The following is a 19,105-nucleotide window of genomic DNA, read 5'->3' as shown; positions in this document are numbered from 1 at the left end:
AACTTCGCCGGCGATCACCTGGCGTCGCGCGGCACGGCCTGCGAGGTACCGGGCTGCTCCACCACGTGCCTGCGGTGCGGCCAGACCGCGATCAGCAGACCGAGCACGGCGCTGCCCAGGTGGAGCCAGTTGTCGGCCTCGTTGATATTCAGGTAGTTCATCTCCGGGTTGTCGACGGCGTACAGGCCGTAGACGAACGCCGCACCGTAGCCGAGCAGGAGGAGCCAGCCGAAAATGCGGGCGCTGCCGGACCAGGCCCAGAGGCTGATGCCCAGGATGCCGATGACCACGTGCACGATGTTGTGCAGCGGGTTGATGGCGAAGCCGAGGAGCGTCTGGCTGTCGTCGTGCTCCATGAATCCGCTGAGGCCGGTCACCGCGAAGCCGGCCACACCGACCAGCAGGTAGACGACGCCGACGATGAGGGCGAGCCACTGGTGGGCGCCGCGGGCGATTCGAGGTGCTGTGGGGTAGGCCATGATCCTTCTCCCGTCGAGCTCAGGCCGTGTCTTCCACGGTCACGCCGTTCGGGACCACTCGCACGCCGGTCCGGCCCGCCAGCTCCAGCAGCGACCGGTCCGAACCGGCCGGCCCCACGAGGCACACGCCCGCCGGCAGACCCCCCGCCGTCGTGACCGGCACCGAGACGGCGGGTAGCCCGCCGATCCCCGCGATGCAGGTGAGCAGCATCGTCGCCTCGCGCGCGGCCTCGGCCTCGTCCGGGCGGGGCGCAACGGTCGCCGTCGACGGCAGCACGAGCACCCGCTCCCCCAGCCGCTCCCGGATCTGGGCCCGGGCCTGTCCGACGGCGACCCGCGCCGCGTCCGTGTCCGCCGCGCTGATGGCGCGCGCCCGCTCGAACCGCCCGCGCACCGCCGGCCCGAGCGTGTCCGTCCGGCCTTCGAGCCAGCCGCCGTGGACGGCCCAGGCCTCGGCCGCCTGAAGGGTCTGGAACGCGGCGAGCCAGGCGGGCTCGGGCGCCCAGTCGACGGGCCGCGCCCCGGCAGCCCGCGCGAGCTGTCCGACGGCGTCGCGCACCTCCGGCGCGGCCAGGGCGAGCAGGGCGTCGCTCAGCACGAGGGGTCCGTGCTCCGGGAGCGCCGCCGTGTCGGTGGGGAGCAGCACGTCGCCCACCCGGGCCAGCGTGGCGGCGTCACGCGTGAGCCAGCCGACCGTGTCGAACGACGGCGCAAGCGGCAGCAGCCCGCCGTCGGGTACCGCGCCGTGCGTCGGGCGGATGCCCCACAGCCCCTGGTAGGCGGCGGGCACCCGCACGGACCCGCCGGTGTCGGTCCCGAGCGCGATGCTCACCTCGCCGGCCGCGACCGCCGTCGCCGGGCCCGAGGTCGAACCACCGCTGATGCGCCCGGGCGCCCGCGGGTTGGGCGGGGTGCCGTAGTGGGCGTTCGCGCCGGTCAGCGAATAGGCGAACTCCTCCGTCTGCGCGATGCCGGCGAGCGCGGCCCCGGCGTCCAGCAGGAGCGTGACGGCGTCCGCGTGGCTCTCCTCGACAGGCGCGTCCGCGAGCCAGGACGGGTTCCCCGCGCCGATCCGCTGCCCCGCGACGGCGAACAGGTCCTTGACGGCGACGGTCTCGCCGTCGAGCACGCCGGATCCGGTCGGTGCCGTCAGCGGGCCGGGGTCGGGCCGGACGCGCCACACGCTGGGGTCGAAGATCATGCGCACATGCTGCCAGGGTCCCGGCGCTGCCGAGGCAGGACGGCGGCAAGGTGGTCGGACCGGCTGACTGACTCGGCACGCGACGTGCGCCGGGTCAGTTCGCCGGTCCGACCACCGTGCTGACTCGGCGCCGGTCGGACGCCGGGTCAGCCAGCCGGTCCACCGGCGCCTGCCGGCTGCCTCTACTCACCCGCGCTCGCCCGCGAAGTCCGCCTTGCGGATCCTCGCGTGCACGCCCTTGACGACGTCGACGACCTGCGAGATGTCGAAGTCCGTGGCGGCCGACAGGTACGCGTAGGCGTGCGCCGGCGACATCCCGTACCGGACCTCCAGCAGCGCGATCGCGGCCCGTACGCAGTTCTGCACGGCGACGTCGAGGTCCCGGTCGAGGCCGGTCGGGACCAGGAACTCCGCGGTCTCGGCGAGCGGCCCGGCGAGCTCCCCGAACGTCGCGACGGCGTCCGACGCCGGGATCAGGTCGAAGCCAAGCCGCACCCGGAGCGACGCCTCGAACGCGGTGAGCGCCACCTCGCCGTCCCCCTGCGCGAAGTGCGGGTCACCCACGTAGGCGAGCGCCCCCGCCGCCTGGACCGGGAGATAGAGCGTGGCTCCGGCGCCCAGGAGGTTGATGTCGATGTTGCCGCCGAACGGGCCGGGCGGCACCGAGTGCGGCCGTTCGTCCCCCGCGGCGGCGACGCCCATGATGCCGAGGAACGGGTGCAGGTCGAAGCCGACCCTCCGCTCGGACCCCTCGAAGAGCGGGAGGCTCCCGCGGCCGGCGCCGTCGGACCAGGAGTCCACCTCGGCGAAGACGCTGACGCTGTCGACACCTCCGGCCGGGTACTCGTCCGGCAGGGCCCCGCGGCCGTGCCGGTTGGAGATCACCCCGTACGGGACACGGGGTTCGGTGGCCAGCACGCGGATCGCGAGCAGGTCGCCGGGCCGGGCGCCGCGGACCTCGATCGGCCCCGTCACGACGTGCCCGCCGTGCGCGCCGGGCACCCCCGGCAGCCCGGGCACCCGGTCGCCCAGCAGGGAGCGGCGGGCACCCGTCAGCTCGACGGCATCGGCCAGTACCGCGTTCTCGGCGACGCCACGCTCCGCGAAGTACGCGAGCGGGTCGCCGCCCTGGTCCTCGAGGATGCCCTCGTGGGAGAGGGTGTCGACGACGACCTCCTGCCCAGGGTCCACGGACAGCACCGCGCGGTCCGCCGCGCAGGGCAGGCGGCCCCAGTAGGCGGTCTCGACGGTGGTGGGCAGATACGTGGCCCCGTCAGGAACGTGGCTGCCGGGCTGGAGGATGGTCTGCTGGTGCACGGGGTGACTGTATCCACCAGCCTCAGCCGGCGGGCGCGAGCAGCGCCCGCGCCGCGGCCCGGGCGGCGGCGAACGCGTTCGGCTGCGCCCGTGTCGTGTACGCGACCATCGCACCCTCGTAGAGCAGATGGACCTGCGCCCCGAGCTCCTCCGCGTCGGGACGCCCGGCGTCGCGCAGCAGGTCGGTGAACACGCCGAGCATGTACAGCTTGTCCGCCAGGATCACAGCGTTCCCGGGGTGCTCGGACCCGCCGATCTCGCCGTGGGCGTTGACGAACGCGCAGCCTCGCTCGTTCTCCCGCGCCCACTCCTCAGCGAGCTCCAGCGCGGCAACCACCTGGTCGACACCCCGTGCGGACCCGGCCGCACCACGGGCCGCGAGCCGCTCGCCGAACCACGTCACCCAGCGCTCGTGCCGGCGCGTCAGGTAGGCGGCCACCAGTGCGTCCTTCGAGCCGAACCGGTCGTAGAGCGTCTTCTTGGTGACCCCGGCCTGGTCGGCGATCAGGTCGACGCCGACGCCGCGGATCCCCCGGTGGTAGAAGAGGTCCGCCGCCGTGGTGAGGATCCTCTCGCCGGCCGGCGTGTGCGGGTTGGGGCTGCGTCGCGGCATGCGGGTCGCTCCGTCCGGGCTGTCGTCTGGGTGCACTGCGAGTATACCGACCTGTATGGTTACCTGGATCGATGGGAAAGAGCCTTCTGGGACACCTCGCCCCCGCCCTGCTCGTCGTGCTGTGGAGCTCCGGCTTCGTCGGCGCCACCTTCGCGGCGCCCGTCGCCCCGGCCACGACCACGCTCCTGTGGCGCTACGTCGTCGCCGCACCCCTGATGCTCGTCGTGGTGCTGGCACTCCGCCGCCGCTACGGGCTGCGCTATCTACGGCGCGAGGCAGTCCTCGGCGCCCTCGGCCAGGCCGGCTACCTCTACGGGGTGTTCCGCGCGGTCGAGGCAGGGCTGCCCGCCGGGACGGCAGCCCTGCTCGCCTCGCTGCAGCCCGCCCTGGTCGCCGTCGTGCTGTCCCGGTTCGGCAGGAAGGGCGGACGGCGCCAGACGGCGGGTCTCGCGATCGGCTTCGCGGGAGTAGCGCTCGCCGTCGGGCCGGACGCCGTCGCCGGGACGGGCACCGAAGGGGCCCTCTGGGCGCTCGCGGGCATGCTCTCGCTCTCGGCAGCCGCGGTGCTCGGCGACCTGTGGCCCGCCGCCGAACCTCCGGCCGACCGCGAGTACGACGTGTTGGACTCCCTTGCGGTGCAGGGAGTCGTGACGCTCGCGTTCTTCGCGGTCGTGGCGTTCGCGAGCGGCCAGGCGGCGCCGCCGGCCGACCCGTCGTTCTGGCCGGCGATCGCCTGGCTGGTGGGCCTCTCGTTCCTCGGCGGCTACGGCATGTACCTGTACGTGCTGCGCACGCGCGGACCGGTCGCGGTGAGCACGTGGCTCTACCTCACCCCGGCGGTCTCCGCGGCATGGGCCTGGGCCATGTTCGGCGAGCGGCTGCCGCTGCTCACGGTGGCTGGGTTCGCGATCAGCCTCGCGGGGGTCCTCCTCGTGCGGCCCGCGCCCGACCGCGGGCGAACCCGCCGGGACCGCACGCCGGAAGGCGCCCGCCCTTGACAGATTGGTAACCGCAGGGTTACCAATATGACCATGGATGCCTTCGCCGCCCTCTCGGACCCCGTCCGTCGCGAGCTGCTGCGCCAGCTCGCGGCCGGGCCGGCGAGGGTCGTCGACATGGCGTCGGCCCATCCGATCAGCCGCCCGGCGATCAGCAAGCACCTGCGCGCCCTGGGCTCGGCCGGGCTCGTGACCGCCGACGACGTCGGCAGGGAGCGGCACTACCGGCTCGACCGGGCAGGGCTCGCCCCCGTGTCCGCGCTCCTCGCCGAGCTCGCGCCCGCGCAGCCGGCTCCTGCCCCGCCGATCGCCGAGCAGGCGTTCGACGGCCTGGAGCTCGAGGTGCGGCGCGTCGGCCGGGACCGCAGGGCGACCCGGAACGCCGGGAACACCGACACCGAGCACACCGACGAGGAGACAGCATGAGCACCGACATCACCGCCACCGGCCGCACGGAGCAGCGCCCGGACGGCCCCTACATAGTGCTCACCCGGACGTTCCGCGCCCCGATCGACGACGTGTGGGCGGCGGTCACCGATCCGGACCGCCTGGCCCGCTGGCTAGGCCGCTGGACCGGCGATCCGGCGACGGGCAAGGTTGCCGTCGAGATGCTCTACGAGGGCGACGACGTCGAACCCGAGGAGTACACGATCGACGCCTGCAAGGCTCCCCATCAGCTCGAGCTCACCTCGCAGGGGACGTACGGCGAGGACACGCCCGCGACCTGGCACCTGAAGCTCGACCTGGCGGAGGCGGACGGCGTCACCACGCTCACCTTCGCGCAGTCGATGGACGACCCCGCGATGGCCGAGAACGTCGGGCCGGGATGGGAGTACTACCTGGACCGGCTCGTCGCCGCCGAGACGGGCGGCGACCCTGCCGCCATCGAGTTCGGCGACTACTACCCGGCGCTGTCCGAGCACTACCGCACGATGTAGCCGCCCCAGCGGGCCACGTGGTGCCAGACCTTCTTCAGGTCCTGCGGGTCGTGGTCGCCGGCGAGCACGGCCTCCCCCACCACCCGTGCGTCCAGCCGGCCGTCACGCGTGTGCCCGACGGCGACCGCGCGCGCCACGTCCACGATCGCCGGCCCGCGGAACTCCGGCCGCGTCGCCAGCTCGTCCACGTGCAGCCGGAACCCGTGGTGCCACTCGACGGCGACGCCGAGCTCGCGGGCGGCGTCGGCCACCGGAGTGTCGCGGTAGCAGGGGTCCAGCACGAGCGCCGCGACGTCGTCGGGCAGGGCTATCGCGCCGTGCACCTGGGCCTCGACGTAGTCGTCCAGCAGGTCGTGGGTGCCGGCCATCGTGTCGGCGTCGGCCAGCGCGACCAGCGGCCCCGGGTCGACGGCGGCGAAGTGCTCGGGCTCCATGACGGAGTCGGGGTAGCAGAAGGTGGTGCGGGACAGCACGTGCGGGCGGAGCCGCAGGTGGGCGGAGCCGAACCGGACGGCGCCGCCTGCGGCCCTGCCCCGGTGGTTCAGCGCTCCGTAGCGCGGGCGGTCGTGCGGCGGGCCGTCGTCGTACCGGCCGTCGAACATGCGCTGCTCCCACCGCCACCGGTCGCCGCCGTGGTGCGCCGTGAGGCCGCCGTTGCTGGTTCCGGTCTCGAACTGGGAACGCCAGACGCGGTCGTGCGCGAGGCGTTCGATCAGGGTCTCGCTCCCGTCGGCGACGAGCCGGTCCGGATGGAAGTTGATGGTGACCGGCCAGTTCATACCCGGAGGCTACCCGGGGGTGCACGCTGCGCTGACATTTCCGCGGCGCGAGCCTGTCAACGCCCGAGCTCGGTCGGTTGCCTCGAGATCGGTCATTCGACGGACCGATCTCGAGGCGACCGACCGAACTCGGCTCGAGCCGAGTGCGACCGACCGAACTCGGCTCGACCAGCAGGGCGACGCGGACAGATCAGCCCTGGACCTCCAGCATCCTGCGCCGGGCGCGGATCAGCGCGGCTCCCGCGGCCGTGAGCGCGAGTCCCGCGCCCACCGCCGCGCCGACCTGGCCACCGGTCTGCGCGAGCGCGCCAGGCAGCTCCCCGATCGACGTGCCGGGAAGGAGCCCACCGAGATCGAAGCCCCCGCCCGGGTTGACCACCGGGATCGTGCCGTCGTCGGAACCGTCGCCCGAGCCACCGCCGCCCGACCCACCATCACCCGGGCCACCGCCCCCGGGGCCTCCGTCGCCGCCGTCACCCGGGCCGCCGCCAGGCCCACCGGACGACGGGCTCTCGAGCAGGTCGTCCACGACGCCGTCGGAACCCCCGATCGCGCCGATCAAGCCCGGGACGTCGCCGTCTCCGATGTTCTCGCCGATGGAACCCACGTCGTCGATCAGCTCCGCGGGCAGGTCGTCGGTCACGCCACGCTCGGGCTTGTCGGCACCCAGGACGTCGTCCACCGCGCCGTTCTCGCCGGCCACCGCGCTGAGCACCCCGGAGACACCGCCCACCACGTCCTCGACAGGACCGCGGTCGGCGGCCGCCGGCGCCGCGGCCGGCTCGTCGGCCGTGCTGCGCGTGACCTCCTGGACCACGTCGTCGACCGCACCGTCCTTGCCGGCCACGGAGTCAACGGCGCCCGTGACGCCCCGCACCGTGTCGTCGAGGGCGCCGTCCTTCTTGGTGACCTGCCCGACGGTGTCCGTCACCTGGTCCAGCGTGCTGTCCACCGCACCGTCGTCCCCGAGGACCGCGTCGACGGTGCCCGTGAGGACGCCGCCCAGACCACCGGTCGACTGCTCGGTGCTCGACGGGCTGCTCTCCTCGGCCGCCGTCGCGGTCATCCCGCCCGCGACGAGCAGCCCTCCCGCGACGAGCGCGGACGGGAGCGCGCGGCTCACAAACTTCCTCTTCATGTCTCCCCCTGGGATTACGTCTGGCGAGCGAACGCAAATCACCATGACGGATATGTCGGGTGAATTCAAGGAAATCCGGTATGTTTCCACCCATGATCTCGCCAGGCCCAGGGGCAGCCCCGCAGATCCACCCGCTCGAGCCGTCCGACCCGCAGGAGCTCGGCGGTTACGAGCTTCTCGGCCGGATCGGGGCGGGCGGCATGGGAGTCGTCTACCTCGCGGAGACCCGCACGGGCCGGAAGCTCGCCCTCAAGGCGATCCTGAAGGAATACGTCCAGGACCCGGAGTTCCGCACCCGGTTCCGGGCGGAGGTCGCCACGGCGATGAAGGTGCGCGGCCGGTTCCTCGCCACGGTGATCGACGCGGATCCGGAGGGGGCCCAGCCGTGGCTGGCCGTCGAGTACGTGGCGGGACCGTCGCTGACCGCCGTCGTACGCACGCAGGGTCCGCTGCCCGAGGCCGACGTGCGCCGCACGGTCGCCGGTGTGGCGGAGGCCCTGCGGTCCGTGCACCAGGCGGGCATCGTGCACCGCGACCTCAAGCCGTCCAACATCCTGCTCGGCCAGGAGGGGCCGTTCGTCATCGACTTCGGGATCGCCAAGGCGCTCGACACGACGTCGCTGACCCGCACCGGCCTGAAGGTCGGCACGCCCGCGTTCATGGCGCCCGAGCAGGTACGCGGGAGCGTCTCCACACCCGCGGCCGACGTCTGGGCCCTTGGCGCCGTCGCCCTCTATGCCGCGACCGGGCAGCGCGCGTTCGGCGAGGGCGACACGACGGTCGTGTACTACCGCGTGGTCCACGAGGAACCGGACCTCAGCACGTGCCCCGCCTGGCTGCTCCCGCTCGTCCAGGCCTGCCTGGCCAAGGACCCCGAGGCCCGGCCGAGCCTGCAGGAGGTCCTCGACTTCCTGAACGACGTCCCGGCCGGCCTCCGGACCGCGTCCACGAAGATCGTCCCCGGGCCGGACATCCCGGACGTCGTCATGGACGACGACGACGCCACCGCCCTGCGGGACGACGAGACGGTGCTGAAGGTGGCCCTGCAGGAGACCCCGCCCGAGCCGGAGCCGGAGGCACCCCGCCGCAGCCTGCTGTCCCGGCCCCTCACCTGGATCGTCGCGGCAGCCGGCGTCCTGATCGTCGGCGGCGCCGCCACGGCCCTCCTGGTGGGCATGCCGCCCGGCGACGCCGACGCGGACGCCGGGCCGTCGACCTCGGCACCCGCCTCGGCGACACCGTCCGCGTCCGCCTCGCCGGCGGCCGTCATCGACGAGTGCCTGGTGGGCACGTGGCGGCTGGAGAGCTGGACCTCGACGCAGGACATCTCCAGCCTCGACGAGACCGTCAGGTTCACGGGCTTCGAGGGCCGCGTGACGGAGTTCAGCGCCGACGGCACCCAGGTGGTCGACTACGACGACGCCGAGCCCATCCGCGCCGGGTCCTCCGTCGGGGAGATCACCCAGACCTGGCGCGGCACGGCGTCGTACATCGTCTCGACCGGCGACGGCGTCCTGACGACCGAGGGCTCGGACTTCAGAGACATCTCGGTCACCATCGAGGTGGGCGAGGAGAGCGGCCCCTACAACCCCAACGGCCGGACCCAGCCGCTGAGGTACACCTGCACCGAGACGACCTACACGGAGCAGGCCGACGGCTTCGAGGCCACCTACACCAAGCTCCGCTGAGTGCTGGGTATTTGCGCTTCCTGGGCCGGAAACACCGCAAATACCCAGCACTCAACGGGTGGTCAGGCCGTGCGTTCCGCTCGGTTGACCGCTGAGACTATTGCCTTCAGGGACGACAGGGTGATCGACGGGTCGATGCCTACGCCCCACAGGACGTCGTCGCCCACCGCGCACTCGACGTAGGCGGCGGCACTGGCGTCGCCGCCCTCGGACAGCGCGTGCTCGACGTAGTCCAGCACGCGTACCTTGACGCCGACCTGTGCGATCGCGTTGACGAAGGCATCGATCGGCCCGTTGCCGGTGCCGGTCAGGGTCAGCTCCTGCCCCCGGTCCAGCACGTCGACCTCGAGCGTGTCCTGCTCGCCCTCCGCCGACACCGCACGCGTGCCGCGCAGCTCGAGCCGGCCCCAGTGCTCCAGGCCGGGCTCCGCACCCTCCTCGACGGGCAGGTACTCGTCCGTGAAGATGCGCCAGATGTCCGCGCCGGTCACCTCGGTGCCCTGGGCGTCGGTCACCTTCTGCACGGCGTGGGAGAACTCGATCTGCAGACGCCGGGGCAGGTCCAGGTTGTGCTCGCTCTTGAGCAGGTAGGACACACCACCCTTGCCGGACTGCGAGTTGACCCGGATCACCGCCTCGTACGAGCGGCCGACGTCGCGCGGGTCGATCGGCAGGTACGGCACGCCCCAGTGCAGCTCGTCGACGGTGACCCCCGCGGCCTCCGCGCGGCCGGCCATGTGCTCGAAGCCCTTCTTGATGGCGTCCTGGTGCGAGCCGGAGAACGCCGTGAACACCAGGTCGCCCACGTACGGGTGGCGCTCGTGGACGGGCATCTGGTTGCAGTGCTCCACGGTCCGGCGGATCTCGTCGATGTCGTGGAAGTCGATCTGCGGGTCGATGCCCTGGGAGAACAGGTTCAGGCCGAGGGTCACCAGGTCGACGTTGCCGGTGCGCTCGCCGTTGCCGAACAGGCAGCCCTCGATGCGGTCGGCACCGGCCAGGTAGCCCAGCTCGGCGGCCGCGACGGCGGTGCCGCGGTCGTTGTGCGGGTGCAGCGACAGGATGACGTTCTCGCGGTGGGCGAGGTGCCTGCTCATCCACTCGATCGAGTCGGCGTAGACGTTGGGCGTCGCCATCTCGACGGTCGCGGGCAGGTTGATGATGACCTTCCGCTCCGGCGTCGGCTCGAAGACCTCGATGACCTCGTTGCAGATGCGCACGGCGAACTCGAGCTCCGTGCCCGTGTACGACTCGGGCGAGTACTCGTAGTAGATCCGCGTGTCCGGGATGGTCTCCTCGAGCTTGCGGCACAGCTTGGCGCCGTCGAGCGCGATGTCGACGATGCCGTCCTGGTCGGACCGGAACACAACCTCGCGCTGCAGCACCGACGTCGAGTTGTACAGGTGCACGATCGCCTGCTTCGCGCCGGTGATCGCCTCGTACGTGCGCTCGATCAGGTGGGCACGCGCCTGCGTCAGGACCTGGATCACGACGTCGTCGGGGATCCGGTTCTCGTCGATCAGCTTGCGGACGAAGTCGTAGTCGGTCTGGCTCGCGGACGGGAACCCGACCTCGATCTCCTTGTAGCCCATGGCGACCAGGAGCTCGAACATGCGGAGCTTGCGCTCCGGGTTCATCGGCTCGATGAGGGCCTGGTTGCCGTCCCGCAGGTCGACCGCGCACCACCGCGGAGCCTTCTCTATGCGCTTGGTCGGCCAGGTGCGGTCGGGCAGGTCAACGGTGATCTGCTCGTGGAACGGGAGGTACTTCCTCGTCGGCATGCCAGAGGTCTGCTGCGGGTTGTCCTCGATGATTCCGCCCGCTGCGCCATGCACTCCTGCGCCAGGCAGTCCGGTGTCGTGAACTCCGCCGGGGGTGGTGGCGGTGATGCTGTTCTCCATCATGTGTCCTTCGCTCGGTGAGGTTGGCCGGCACACCAAGCCTCCGCGACGAGGGACCGGCCTGTCTAGGCCTCGTCGCGGCAGCGAAGGAGAAGGATCACCGTCATGCGCACGGCGCCACTGTACCCCCGGAGGTGACTTCGACCACCCGTCCCGCCCACGATCCGGACGCCCTCGGCGAAGTAGAGCGCCTGTCCGGACGCACGCCGGACACACGCTCTACTTCGCCGGAGCAGCGGGTCAGCGGCGGTTGCGCAGCGCGGCGTCGACCTGCGGGTCGCCGAGGGCGCCCAGCCAGTCCAGCAGTGCGGGGTAGGTGGACGGGTTGGCGGCGACCTGCGGACGCAGGTGCGGCGCCTCCTGCACGATCTTCGCCAGGTCCGCCAGCGGGGTGGCCGGGTCGAGCGCCACGGCCGGCGTCCACCTGCCGCCGACGGGCGGCAGCACCGCCGTGTGGCCCGGCTCGGACCCGTGGTCCGCGGCCGCGGGGCGCTGGCTCTGCTCCTGCCCGACGACGACGCGGCGCGTGACCTGCTCCTGGCCCGCGTCACCGGCAGCCGCACCGGCGTCGGCCTGGACCGCCTGCTGGCCGGTCACCGGCCGCATGCGCGCCGTCGGCTGCGCGGACGCCACCGGTGTCGCACCGGACCGGACCGGCGGCATAGTCGCCGTCTCGCTCGTCGACGAAGCCGCCGGCGCACCCGCTGCCGGCATCTCCTCGACGGTACGCATCGCGCTGAGCGGAACCTCGCTCGACTCCGGCTTCGCCGGCTGCACGGGAACCACCCCGTGCTGGACCGCGGCGGCGCCGGCGACGGTGCGCACGGCGCCCGTCGAGGTGACCCGGCGCGGTTCGGCGGGCCGGCGCAGCTCGGGCGCCGACCGCACGGGCTGCTCCGGGAGCGAGACGGGCGGCGCCTTGTCGCCCTTGGGCCGGGGCGGCGCCCACAGGTAGGCCTGGCTGCGGTCGACGTCGGTGTCCCCACCGATGCCGACGGTCTGGAAGTGGTCACGCACCGCCTTGGGGACCATCAGCGCGGATGCGGCGACGACCGGCAGGCCGAGGGCCATGAGGAGGTCGCCGAGGTTCACACCGAGGCTCGCACCGGACGTCGCGATGACGACGACGAGCCCCAGCACACCGGCCACGCACGCCGCACCGACGGCGGGCACGTGTCCCGTGCTGGGGTCGCGCTGCAGCGAGCGCCGCGCGAACCAGGCGATACCGCCGACGACGACGCCGAGCACCAGCCGCACCACCAGCGTGACCCCGGCGCCCGACCCGATGAAGCCGGGGTCGATGAGCTGCACGAGAGCGGCCAGCGCGCTGCACACCGCGAGCAGCACGATGACGTCGAACGCGCGCATGGCCACCCGCACCCACACGCCGGCGGCCTGCTCCGTGCTGAGGTCCTCCTCCGCGGCGGGGTCGCGGCGCACCGCTGGAGAACCGGCGACGGCTGCGGCGAGCGGCAGGAGCACCAGGCCGAACCGGCTCGGGTCCGTGACGCCGGGGCGCATGGACTCGAGGCCGGTCAGCGAGTCGCCTGAGGTGAAGATGAAGAGCAGCGCCAGCACGATGCCCGCGGCGACGAGCACGAGCCGTGAGGGCCGGTCGTGGCGGACGGTGCCGCCCACCAGGAGCCACGCCAGGCCGACGACCAGCGCGAGCCACACGGGCGCGAGCAGGCGGTCGCCGAGCGTCGCGTCCTCGGCGAACTCGGCGAGCAGCGTTGCGGTGACCGCGCCCGCCGCGATCAGGATGCCGACGGCGGCGAGGCCGAGGCGCCAGCCGCGCACGACGGCGCCGTCCTCCTCGACGGGTCCGAGCTCGCTGTCGCGCGGGGTCGCGGCGAGGGCGGCACCCGCCAGCGCGAGCCCCAGGCCCGTGCCGACACCCGCACCGCCACGGACGTCGAAGACGAGGTGCAGCAGGCCGATCACGGCGAGCGGCAGCCCGGCGAGCAGGCGTGCGCGGCGTGTGGAGTGCACGGTCCAGGTGGCAGGCAGCACGCTGAGGCGCGCGAAGTAGGGCAGGGTCAGCGAGGCGAGGGACAGCGCGACGGCCAGGACCACCTCGACGCGGTCCGCGCCCCGGTCGGCCAGGTTCCACGGCAGCGCGAGCGACACGAGCAGGGCGAGCGCGGCGATGGCGTCCCGCACGTAGTCGGCCACCGCGATGTTCGCGAAGGGTCTGGTGTCGTCCGGCGTGTGCCCGGACTCGGTCTCCGACGAGATCGTCGCGACGTGCTCGTGGCCGAGACGTTCGGTCGGCGCGCCGTTCGCGTCCTGTGCGCCGTCTGCCGAATCTCTCTCGTCACGCTCGGAAGCGTGCTGGTCCATCATCCGTTCACTCCTCGATAACGCCGCTGGTCGAGACTGGGGAAGTGTGGCTGGTGGCGTTGGGTCCCCGACGTTACTACCCGCCGGGGACGGAGCCTGTCAGGCCGAACCACGGCGAGTCCGGTCACACCTGCATTTCTGCGCACGTCCATCACATTCGACATGGGTCGAAAAACCGCCGTCGGCCGCAGCCGACAGCTCGCCGAGGTCACAGGAGAACGCAGTGGACTTGAGCGCCGCACCGGCACCCCGCACCTGCGACGTCTGGCTCGTTCCGGTCCGACGTCGGAAAGCCTGGGCGCGCCTGCTGACCGTACCGGATCGCGAGCACCTCGTGGGTCTGGACCCCGTCGCCACCGCGGTCCACCTGACGTCGCGTGCCGCCCAGCGGCTCATCCTGTCGCGGTACCTCGGCGTCCCTCCGGCGGAGATAGCCGTTGACCGGTCGTGCGAGCGCTGCGGCGACCCGCAGCACGGGCGACCGCACGTGCCGGGTGCGGCCCTCGACTACTCGGTGTCGCACACGCGGGCCTGGGTGCTGGTCGCGGTGGTGGGCGACGGCAGGGTCGGTGCCGACCTCGACGCGCGCCCGGCGGACGGCGACCTGGAGGACCTGGCGGCCGCCGCGCTCACGCCCGCCGAGCGGCGGGCCTGGCGGCGCCTGCCGGCCCGCGACCGTGCCGACGCGCTGCTCGCGTACTGGACCCGCAAGGAGGCGACCGCCAAGCTGACCGGGCACGGGCTGACGATCCCGCTGCGCGATCTCGACGTCACCGGCCCACGGCCGACGCTCCTGACGCGGGACCCGTCGGTCCGGCTCCCCCACCCCCGCCCGTACCTGACGCACGTGCCCGCCCCGGCGGACCACAGTGCCGCGCTGGCGACGACCACGCACGTGGACCAGGTGCGGCACCTGCGCCTTCCGGACACGGTGCCCGACGACGGCGTACCGCGACCGCTCGTGCGCCAGGCGCCGGAGCTGTTGCGGCTCGGCGGGTCCGGTCAGATGCCGAGCTGGTAGGCGCCCCAGTACGCCAGGGTGACGAGCAGCGCCGTCGCGCCGAGGACCGTCGCCCAGAAACCCGTCCGGACGGCGATGCCGGCGGCGCCGGCCCGTGACGTGTCGCTCCGTGTCGTCTCGACCGGCTCGACCAGCGACATCCGCAGGTCGCGGAGCCGGTTGAGCAGCAGCGCCGCCGCCACGACAGTCGCGATGCCGAGCAGCCGGACGCCGATCCAGCCGCCCTGCACCACCAGCGCGTTCTTCTCGTAGTCCAGGGCGAGGCGGGCGACCGCCGCCAGGTACACAGCGAGCCCGACGGTGGTCACCACCGCCCCGATCGCCAGGCCCGCCAGAGGCGCGCGCAGACTCCGCGCGAGGTGTACGCCCGGGCGACCCGTACGACGTCGGGCGAGGCGGCCCACCAGAGCCGTACCGCCGACCAGCAGCGGGCCCACCAGCAGCAGGCCCGCCGCGGTGATCACCACGCCGACCAGCCAGTCGCCGTCGCCGTACCACTGCGGCTGCGGCACCGGCGCGGCGAGGTAGACCTGCCGGGGCTGGGCACCGGCGAGCCGGGGCGGGGCGGACGCCGTGGCGGGGAGGCCGAGCACCCAGTCGGCGACGTCGGTCGCGAAGTCGGGGTGCAGCACCAGCCCGTCGGGCGTCTCGACGTTGATGCCGTGGTTCGCGTGGTCGTAGAACCGGACGGTCACGTCGCCGGCTGTGTCCAGGAGCTCCTGTGTGCCCTGTTCGAGCGGCATCGACGCGTCGTTCGTGCCGTACACGGCGAGGATCGGGTCGTCCTGCTGCTCGAGCCAGGGCCGCACGTCGAAGTCGGCGTACTCGAACCCACCGCCGGGCAGCCGCATCCCGACCGCACGCGGGATCGCGCGGAAGACCCCTGCCGGGACGTCGGTGTTCCGCAGGTAGTTGTCGACCGCGTACGCTGCCTGCTGCCGTGGCGGGACCACCGGCGCGGAGACCAGGATCTGGAACGCGAGCCGCGGGTCGTCCACCATCATCACGGGCGACACCCACGCCCCCTCCGACTCCGCGTACAGCCCGACCCGGTCCGGGTCGACGCCCGGCACGTCGCGCAGGTAGCTCACCGAGTGCGCGTAGTCGCGCGCCATGGCCTCGTAGTCCCGGTGCCGCGTCGAGTAGTTGTCGAGCCGCTTGTCGGGCACGAGCGTGGTGATCCCCGCGCTCGCCAGCGCCGTCGCGGCAAGGGTGAACGCGTCGACGGCCTTGCCGGTGCCCGCGCCGTGCACGAACACGATCCCCGGGTGCTCCCCGGGACCGGCGTCGATCGGTTCGCGCAGCAGCCCGCCGACCTCCAGCCCGTCGGCGAGCGGGATCGTCACCTCGGACTCGCGCACCTCGTGGTCGCCGGGCTCACCGCCCCCGGGCAGGGCGCCGCCGATCGCCGTCTCCGTCGAGCCGAGGCGCAGGTGCGAGGGCACGGGCGCGGGCTCCCAGACCGGACCGGCGACGGCGCCGGTCAGCGCCAGCGCGACGAGGACTGCGGCGGATGTGGCGACCGTCCGAAAGATCACCATCGGATGCTACGCCCGCAGGCCCGGACATCGCCCAGGTGTACGCAACAGGCGAGCCGGGCGATGGCCAGGTCATTCGGGCGGGCGGTTGGCCAGCATCTCCTCCGTGTCCCAGGTCAGTGCCCCCGACCGGAGATCGGCGACCACCTGGCGCGCCCAGTCCAGCTCGGCGCGCGTGACGGCGACGAGGTGCTCGTGCTCGAGCATGAGCACCCTGGCCAGGCCCCACTCCTTGGCGGCAGCGGCCTCTCGCTCGGCCTCGGCGAGCACTGCCTCCAGCGCCCGCACCCGCTCCTCGAGCCGGGCGCGCACCAGGTCCGGGCCGGTGATCGCCAGCACGGCCAGCACCGCCCGGAACTCGGGGAACTCCCGTGCGGGGGTGGCGAGGGCGGCGTCCATCCAGCGGCCGAGGGCATCCCTGCCGTCGCTGGTCAGGGCGTAGACGATGCGGGCAGGGCCGGTCTCGGCCGCCAGCTTCTCGTGGACCTCGATGAGGCCGTCCCTCAGCAGGCGCTCGATCGACTGATAGACGCTGTTGCTGCGCGCCACGTTGACGACGTCGTCCTTGCGCCGGTACTTGATCAGCCGCTGCATCCGGTAGGCGTGCATGGGCTCCTCGGCGAGCAGCGCCAGCAGCACCATCGCGAGCGGCGAGCGCGGCCGGGAGTCCTGGGTCACGGGACCCAGCGTAGATCGCCCGTGCGGATTCCCTGCTCCACCATCTTGCCATTTTATGGGTAACCATCTTATGGTCATTACATGAGAGCGATCATCATCGGAGCGGGCATCACCGGACCCGTGACCGCAATGGCCCTGCAGAAGGCGGGCATCGACGCCACGATCCACGAGGCGTACCAGCGCACGGCCGACGGGGTCGGCTCCTTCCTCAACCTCGCCCCGAACGGGCTGGCTGCCCTCCAGGTGCTGGGCATCGACCGGCACGACCTCGGCGGGTTCGACACGCACACCCTCGCGCTGCGGTCGTCGTCCGGCAGGCCGCTGACCAACTTCTCGATGGGCCGGGACGACGCCGCGGGCACGGTCAGCCAGACCGTCCGGCGCTCCGACCTCTACGTGCACCTCCGCGACGAGGCCGCGCGCCGCGGCATCCCCGTCGAGTACGGCAAACGTCTCGTCGGCGTCACGACACTGCCGGACGGGGGCGTGCGAGCCTCGTTCGCGGACGGGACCACCACGGAGGGCGACCTGCTCGTCGGCGCGGACGGCCTGCACTCCCGCGTGCGGGCGGTCCTCGACCCGGCCTGCCCGCCGCCGCGCTACACCGGCCTGCTGAACACCGGCGGCTACGCCTCGGGCGTCTCCGTCGACGCGCCGGACGGCACGTTCACCATGATGTTCGGCAAGCGTGCCTTCTTCGCCCACGTGAACAGGGCGCCGGGCGACGTGTGGTGGTTCGCCAACGTCCCCCAGGCTCGCGCAGCGACCGACGACGAGCTCGCCGCATGGACCCCTGACCGCTGGCGGGCCGAGCTGACCAGCCTCTTCGCCGACGACGACGGCCCGGCGACGGACCTGATCGCTGCCACACCGGACATCGCGCCGCCGTGGAACACGCTCGACCTGCCGCACGTGCCCGTGTGGCACCGCGGCCCGGTCGGGCTGATCGGGGACGCGGCGCACGCCATCTCACCGACCTCCGGCCAGGGCGCCTCCCTCGCGCTCGAGGACGGGGTGCTGCTCGCGCGGTTCCTGCGCGACCACGGTGACCCGGCCACGGCGTTCACCGCCTTCGAGGCGTTCCGGCGGACGCGGGTGGAGAAGCTGATCGCCCAGGCGAAGCGCACGTCCAACCAGAAGATCCCGAACCCGCTGACCCGGGTGCTGCGCGACCGCGTGATCCTGCCGCTCGTGGGCCGCGCCGCGACCCGGGCCACACGCGACTGGATCACCGACTACCGGATCGACTGGGACGCGCCGACGAACCAGGCTCCGTCGCGGGCGTGATCGCCGCTCAGCGGTGGGCGGCGCCGGCCATGTTCTCCAGGGCCCAGCGGCCGAGCTCCTGCAGCACCGGCTGCAGCTTCTCGCCGGAGGCCGTGAGCGCGTAGGCGACGGCGACGGGCGGTCCGGGATCCACGCTCCGGGTGACGATGCCGGCCTCGGCGAGCTCGGAGAGCCGGTCCGACAGCACCGCGTCGCTGATGCCGGTGACGGCGCGTCGCAGGGCCACGAACGACAGCGGTCCGGAGCCGAGGACAGCCACGATCATGCCGTTCCACCGCTTGCCGAGGACCGAGAAGGCGAGCGTGATCGCCGCATCACACTGGTGCACCTGCGGGGCGTCCGCTGTCATCACGCCAGTCTACCCGTGCTACCGTCTCACTAGTCGCTCTGGTTTTCTTAGCGACTCTGAGAACAAGAACGGAGCAGTCGTGACCCTTTTCCGCCTGGACGCGAGCATCCTTCCCGCCTCCTCCGCCAGTCGCTCGCTCGGCGACCTCGTCGAGGCGGAGTGGACCGCCGCCCACCCGACGTCGACCGTTGTGCGACGCGACCTCGCCGCCGACCCGGTGCCGACCACCGCCTGGCAGGACGCAGTGCAGGGCGGGTTCACCCCGGAGAACGAGCGGACTGACGCGCAGCGCGAGGCGACCGCCCTCGCCCGCACCTTCGCCGACGAGCTCATCGACGCCGACGCCCTCCTGTTCACCGTGCCGCTGTACAACTACGGTGTCTCGCAGCACTTCAAGACGTGGTTCGACCTCGCGTACACCGAACCGCGCATCGACCCGCAGGGCACCGCACTGCGCGGCAAGCCCGCCACGCTGGTCACGGTGCTCGGCGGCAACTACGCCGAGGGCTCGCCCAAGGAGGGCTGGGACCACTCCACCGCGTGGCTGCGTCGCGTGCTGGAGGACGTCTGGGGCCTCGACCTGCGCATCGTGCACCGCGCGTTCACCCTCGTCGGCGTCAACCCGGCGCTGGACGCCTTCGCCGAGCCTGCCGCCGAGCTCAAGCGCGACGCCGAGACCGCCGCCGTCCGCTACGGGCGCGAGCTCGCGGAGTCACGGAACGCGTAGGTGGCGCGAGCGGTCGCGAGATCGGTCGGTTGCCTCCGCCGTCGTCCGAGTTCGGTCGCTTGCCTTGAGATCGGTCCATCAGATGACCGATCTCAAGGCAACCGACCGAA

At 72.7% G+C, this 19,105-nt stretch carries 18 protein-coding genes; 7 read left to right on the top strand and 11 right to left on the bottom strand.

Annotated features, from left to right (window positions below; all coding sequences use genetic code 11):
* Nucleotides 1–14 precede the first annotated feature (14 nt).
* From ACFWE2_RS11230 to ACFWE2_RS11215, 4 genes are all read right to left on the bottom strand, one after another.
* Complete coding sequence (locus tag ACFWE2_RS11230) at nt 15–479, bottom strand: DUF4383 domain-containing protein (protein ID WP_377224308.1); 465 nt, start codon at nt 477–479, stop codon at nt 15–17.
* Nucleotides 480–498: 19 nt separating this feature from the next.
* Entirely contained in the window at nt 499–1,680 is a 1,182-nt protein-coding gene (locus tag ACFWE2_RS11225) for an amidase (RefSeq protein WP_377224307.1), read from the bottom strand.
* A 186-nt stretch (nt 1,681–1,866) separates the two neighbouring features.
* A complete protein-coding gene (locus tag ACFWE2_RS11220) occupies nt 1,867–2,997 on the bottom strand; it encodes an acetamidase/formamidase family protein (RefSeq protein ID WP_377224306.1) in 1,131 nt (376 codons plus the stop codon).
* Nucleotides 2,998–3,019: 22 nt separating this feature from the next.
* A complete protein-coding gene (locus ACFWE2_RS11215) occupies nt 3,020–3,610 on the bottom strand; it encodes a TetR/AcrR family transcriptional regulator (protein WP_377224305.1) in 591 nt (196 codons plus the stop codon).
* Between the two features lie 71 nt (nt 3,611–3,681).
* Between ACFWE2_RS11215 and ACFWE2_RS11210 the strand changes: the two genes are divergently transcribed.
* The 3 genes from ACFWE2_RS11210 to ACFWE2_RS11200 are packed head-to-tail and all read left to right on the top strand — an operon-like array spanning nt 3,682 to nt 5,546.
* Nucleotides 3,682–4,608: a DMT family transporter gene (locus ACFWE2_RS11210; RefSeq protein WP_377224304.1), complete on the top strand. Its 927-nt coding sequence runs from the start codon at nt 3,682–3,684 to the stop codon at nt 4,606–4,608.
* A 27-nt stretch (nt 4,609–4,635) separates the two neighbouring features.
* Nucleotides 4,636–5,034 (top strand): ArsR/SmtB family transcription factor, encoded by a 399-nt coding sequence (locus tag ACFWE2_RS11205; protein ID WP_377224303.1) that lies wholly within the window; start codon nt 4,636–4,638, stop codon nt 5,032–5,034.
* A complete protein-coding gene (locus tag ACFWE2_RS11200; RefSeq protein ID WP_377224302.1) occupies nt 5,031–5,546 on the top strand; it encodes an SRPBCC family protein in 516 nt (171 codons plus the stop codon). The genes ACFWE2_RS11205 and ACFWE2_RS11200 overlap by 4 nt, the downstream gene beginning before the upstream one ends.
* On the opposite strand, the gene ACFWE2_RS11195 is transcribed toward ACFWE2_RS11200, so the two are convergent.
* Together ACFWE2_RS11195 and ACFWE2_RS11190 are read right to left on the bottom strand one after the other, a co-directional pair.
* Nucleotides 5,531–6,325, bottom strand: a complete 795-nt coding sequence (locus ACFWE2_RS11195) for a DUF3626 domain-containing protein (protein ID WP_377224301.1) — start codon at nt 6,323–6,325, stop codon at nt 5,531–5,533. The genes ACFWE2_RS11200 and ACFWE2_RS11195 overlap by 16 nt on opposite strands.
* Nucleotides 6,326–6,515: 190 nt before the next feature.
* Complete coding sequence (locus ACFWE2_RS11190) at nt 6,516–7,463, bottom strand: hypothetical protein (RefSeq protein ID WP_377224300.1); 948 nt, start codon at nt 7,461–7,463, stop codon at nt 6,516–6,518.
* A gap of 92 nt (nt 7,464–7,555) precedes the next feature.
* Between ACFWE2_RS11190 and ACFWE2_RS11185 the strand changes: the two genes are divergently transcribed.
* On the top strand, nt 7,556–9,151 hold the full coding sequence (locus tag ACFWE2_RS11185; protein WP_377224299.1) for a serine/threonine-protein kinase: 1,596 nt from the start codon (nt 7,556–7,558) through the stop codon (nt 9,149–9,151).
* A gap of 62 nt (nt 9,152–9,213) precedes the next feature.
* On the opposite strand, the gene leuA is transcribed toward ACFWE2_RS11185, so the two are convergent.
* Both leuA and ACFWE2_RS11175 read right to left on the bottom strand, forming a co-directional pair.
* Nucleotides 9,214–11,055 carry a 2-isopropylmalate synthase gene (gene leuA / locus ACFWE2_RS11180; protein WP_377224298.1) on the bottom strand — a complete coding sequence of 614 codons (1,842 nt, stop codon included), beginning with the start codon at nt 11,053–11,055 and terminating at the stop codon, nt 9,214–9,216.
* A 237-nt stretch (nt 11,056–11,292) separates the two neighbouring features.
* The gene (locus ACFWE2_RS11175) at nt 11,293–13,398 is read right to left on the bottom strand and encodes a hypothetical protein (RefSeq protein WP_377224297.1); all 2,106 of its coding nucleotides are present in this window, start codon (nt 13,396–13,398) and stop codon (nt 11,293–11,295) included.
* Nucleotides 13,399–13,618: 220 nt separating this feature from the next.
* Here ACFWE2_RS11175 and ACFWE2_RS11170 point away from each other — a divergent pair, with 220 nt between their 5' ends.
* Nucleotides 13,619–14,416: a 4'-phosphopantetheinyl transferase family protein gene (locus tag ACFWE2_RS11170; RefSeq protein WP_377224296.1), complete on the top strand. Its 798-nt coding sequence runs from the start codon at nt 13,619–13,621 to the stop codon at nt 14,414–14,416.
* Here ACFWE2_RS11170 and ACFWE2_RS11165 read toward each other — a convergent pair.
* The gene (locus ACFWE2_RS11165) at nt 14,398–15,957 is read right to left on the bottom strand and encodes an alpha/beta hydrolase family protein (RefSeq protein ID WP_377224295.1); all 1,560 of its coding nucleotides are present in this window, start codon (nt 15,955–15,957) and stop codon (nt 14,398–14,400) included. The two genes, ACFWE2_RS11170 and ACFWE2_RS11165, sit on opposite strands and share 19 nt — an antisense overlap.
* A 69-nt stretch (nt 15,958–16,026) precedes the next feature.
* The gene (locus tag ACFWE2_RS11160) at nt 16,027–16,632 is read right to left on the bottom strand and encodes a PadR family transcriptional regulator (protein ID WP_377224294.1); all 606 of its coding nucleotides are present in this window, start codon (nt 16,630–16,632) and stop codon (nt 16,027–16,029) included.
* 81 nt (nt 16,633–16,713) lie between these two features.
* On the opposite strand from ACFWE2_RS11160, the gene ACFWE2_RS11155 reads away from it, so the two are divergent.
* Nucleotides 16,714–17,919 carry an FAD-dependent oxidoreductase gene (locus tag ACFWE2_RS11155; RefSeq protein WP_377224293.1) on the top strand — a complete coding sequence of 402 codons (1,206 nt, stop codon included), beginning with the start codon at nt 16,714–16,716 and terminating at the stop codon, nt 17,917–17,919.
* A 7-nt stretch (nt 17,920–17,926) separates the two neighbouring features.
* Here the strand turns inward: ACFWE2_RS11155 and ACFWE2_RS11150 are convergent, their stop codons facing one another.
* Nucleotides 17,927–18,268: a winged helix-turn-helix transcriptional regulator gene (locus ACFWE2_RS11150; protein WP_377224292.1), complete on the bottom strand. Its 342-nt coding sequence runs from the start codon at nt 18,266–18,268 to the stop codon at nt 17,927–17,929.
* 79 nt (nt 18,269–18,347) lie between these two features.
* On the opposite strand from ACFWE2_RS11150, the gene ACFWE2_RS11145 reads away from it, so the two are divergent.
* The gene (locus ACFWE2_RS11145; protein WP_377224291.1) at nt 18,348–18,995 is read left to right on the top strand and encodes an FMN-dependent NADH-azoreductase; all 648 of its coding nucleotides are present in this window, start codon (nt 18,348–18,350) and stop codon (nt 18,993–18,995) included.
* Nucleotides 18,996–19,105: the final 110 nt, after the last annotated feature.

This window comes from Promicromonospora sp. NPDC060271 (genome assembly GCF_042726755.1).
In the GTDB taxonomy this organism is placed as follows: Bacteria; Actinomycetota; Actinomycetes; order Actinomycetales; family Cellulomonadaceae; genus Promicromonospora.
Note: the sequence above shows the minus strand (reverse complement) of the source record. Positions and strands in the feature narration are given on the sequence as shown.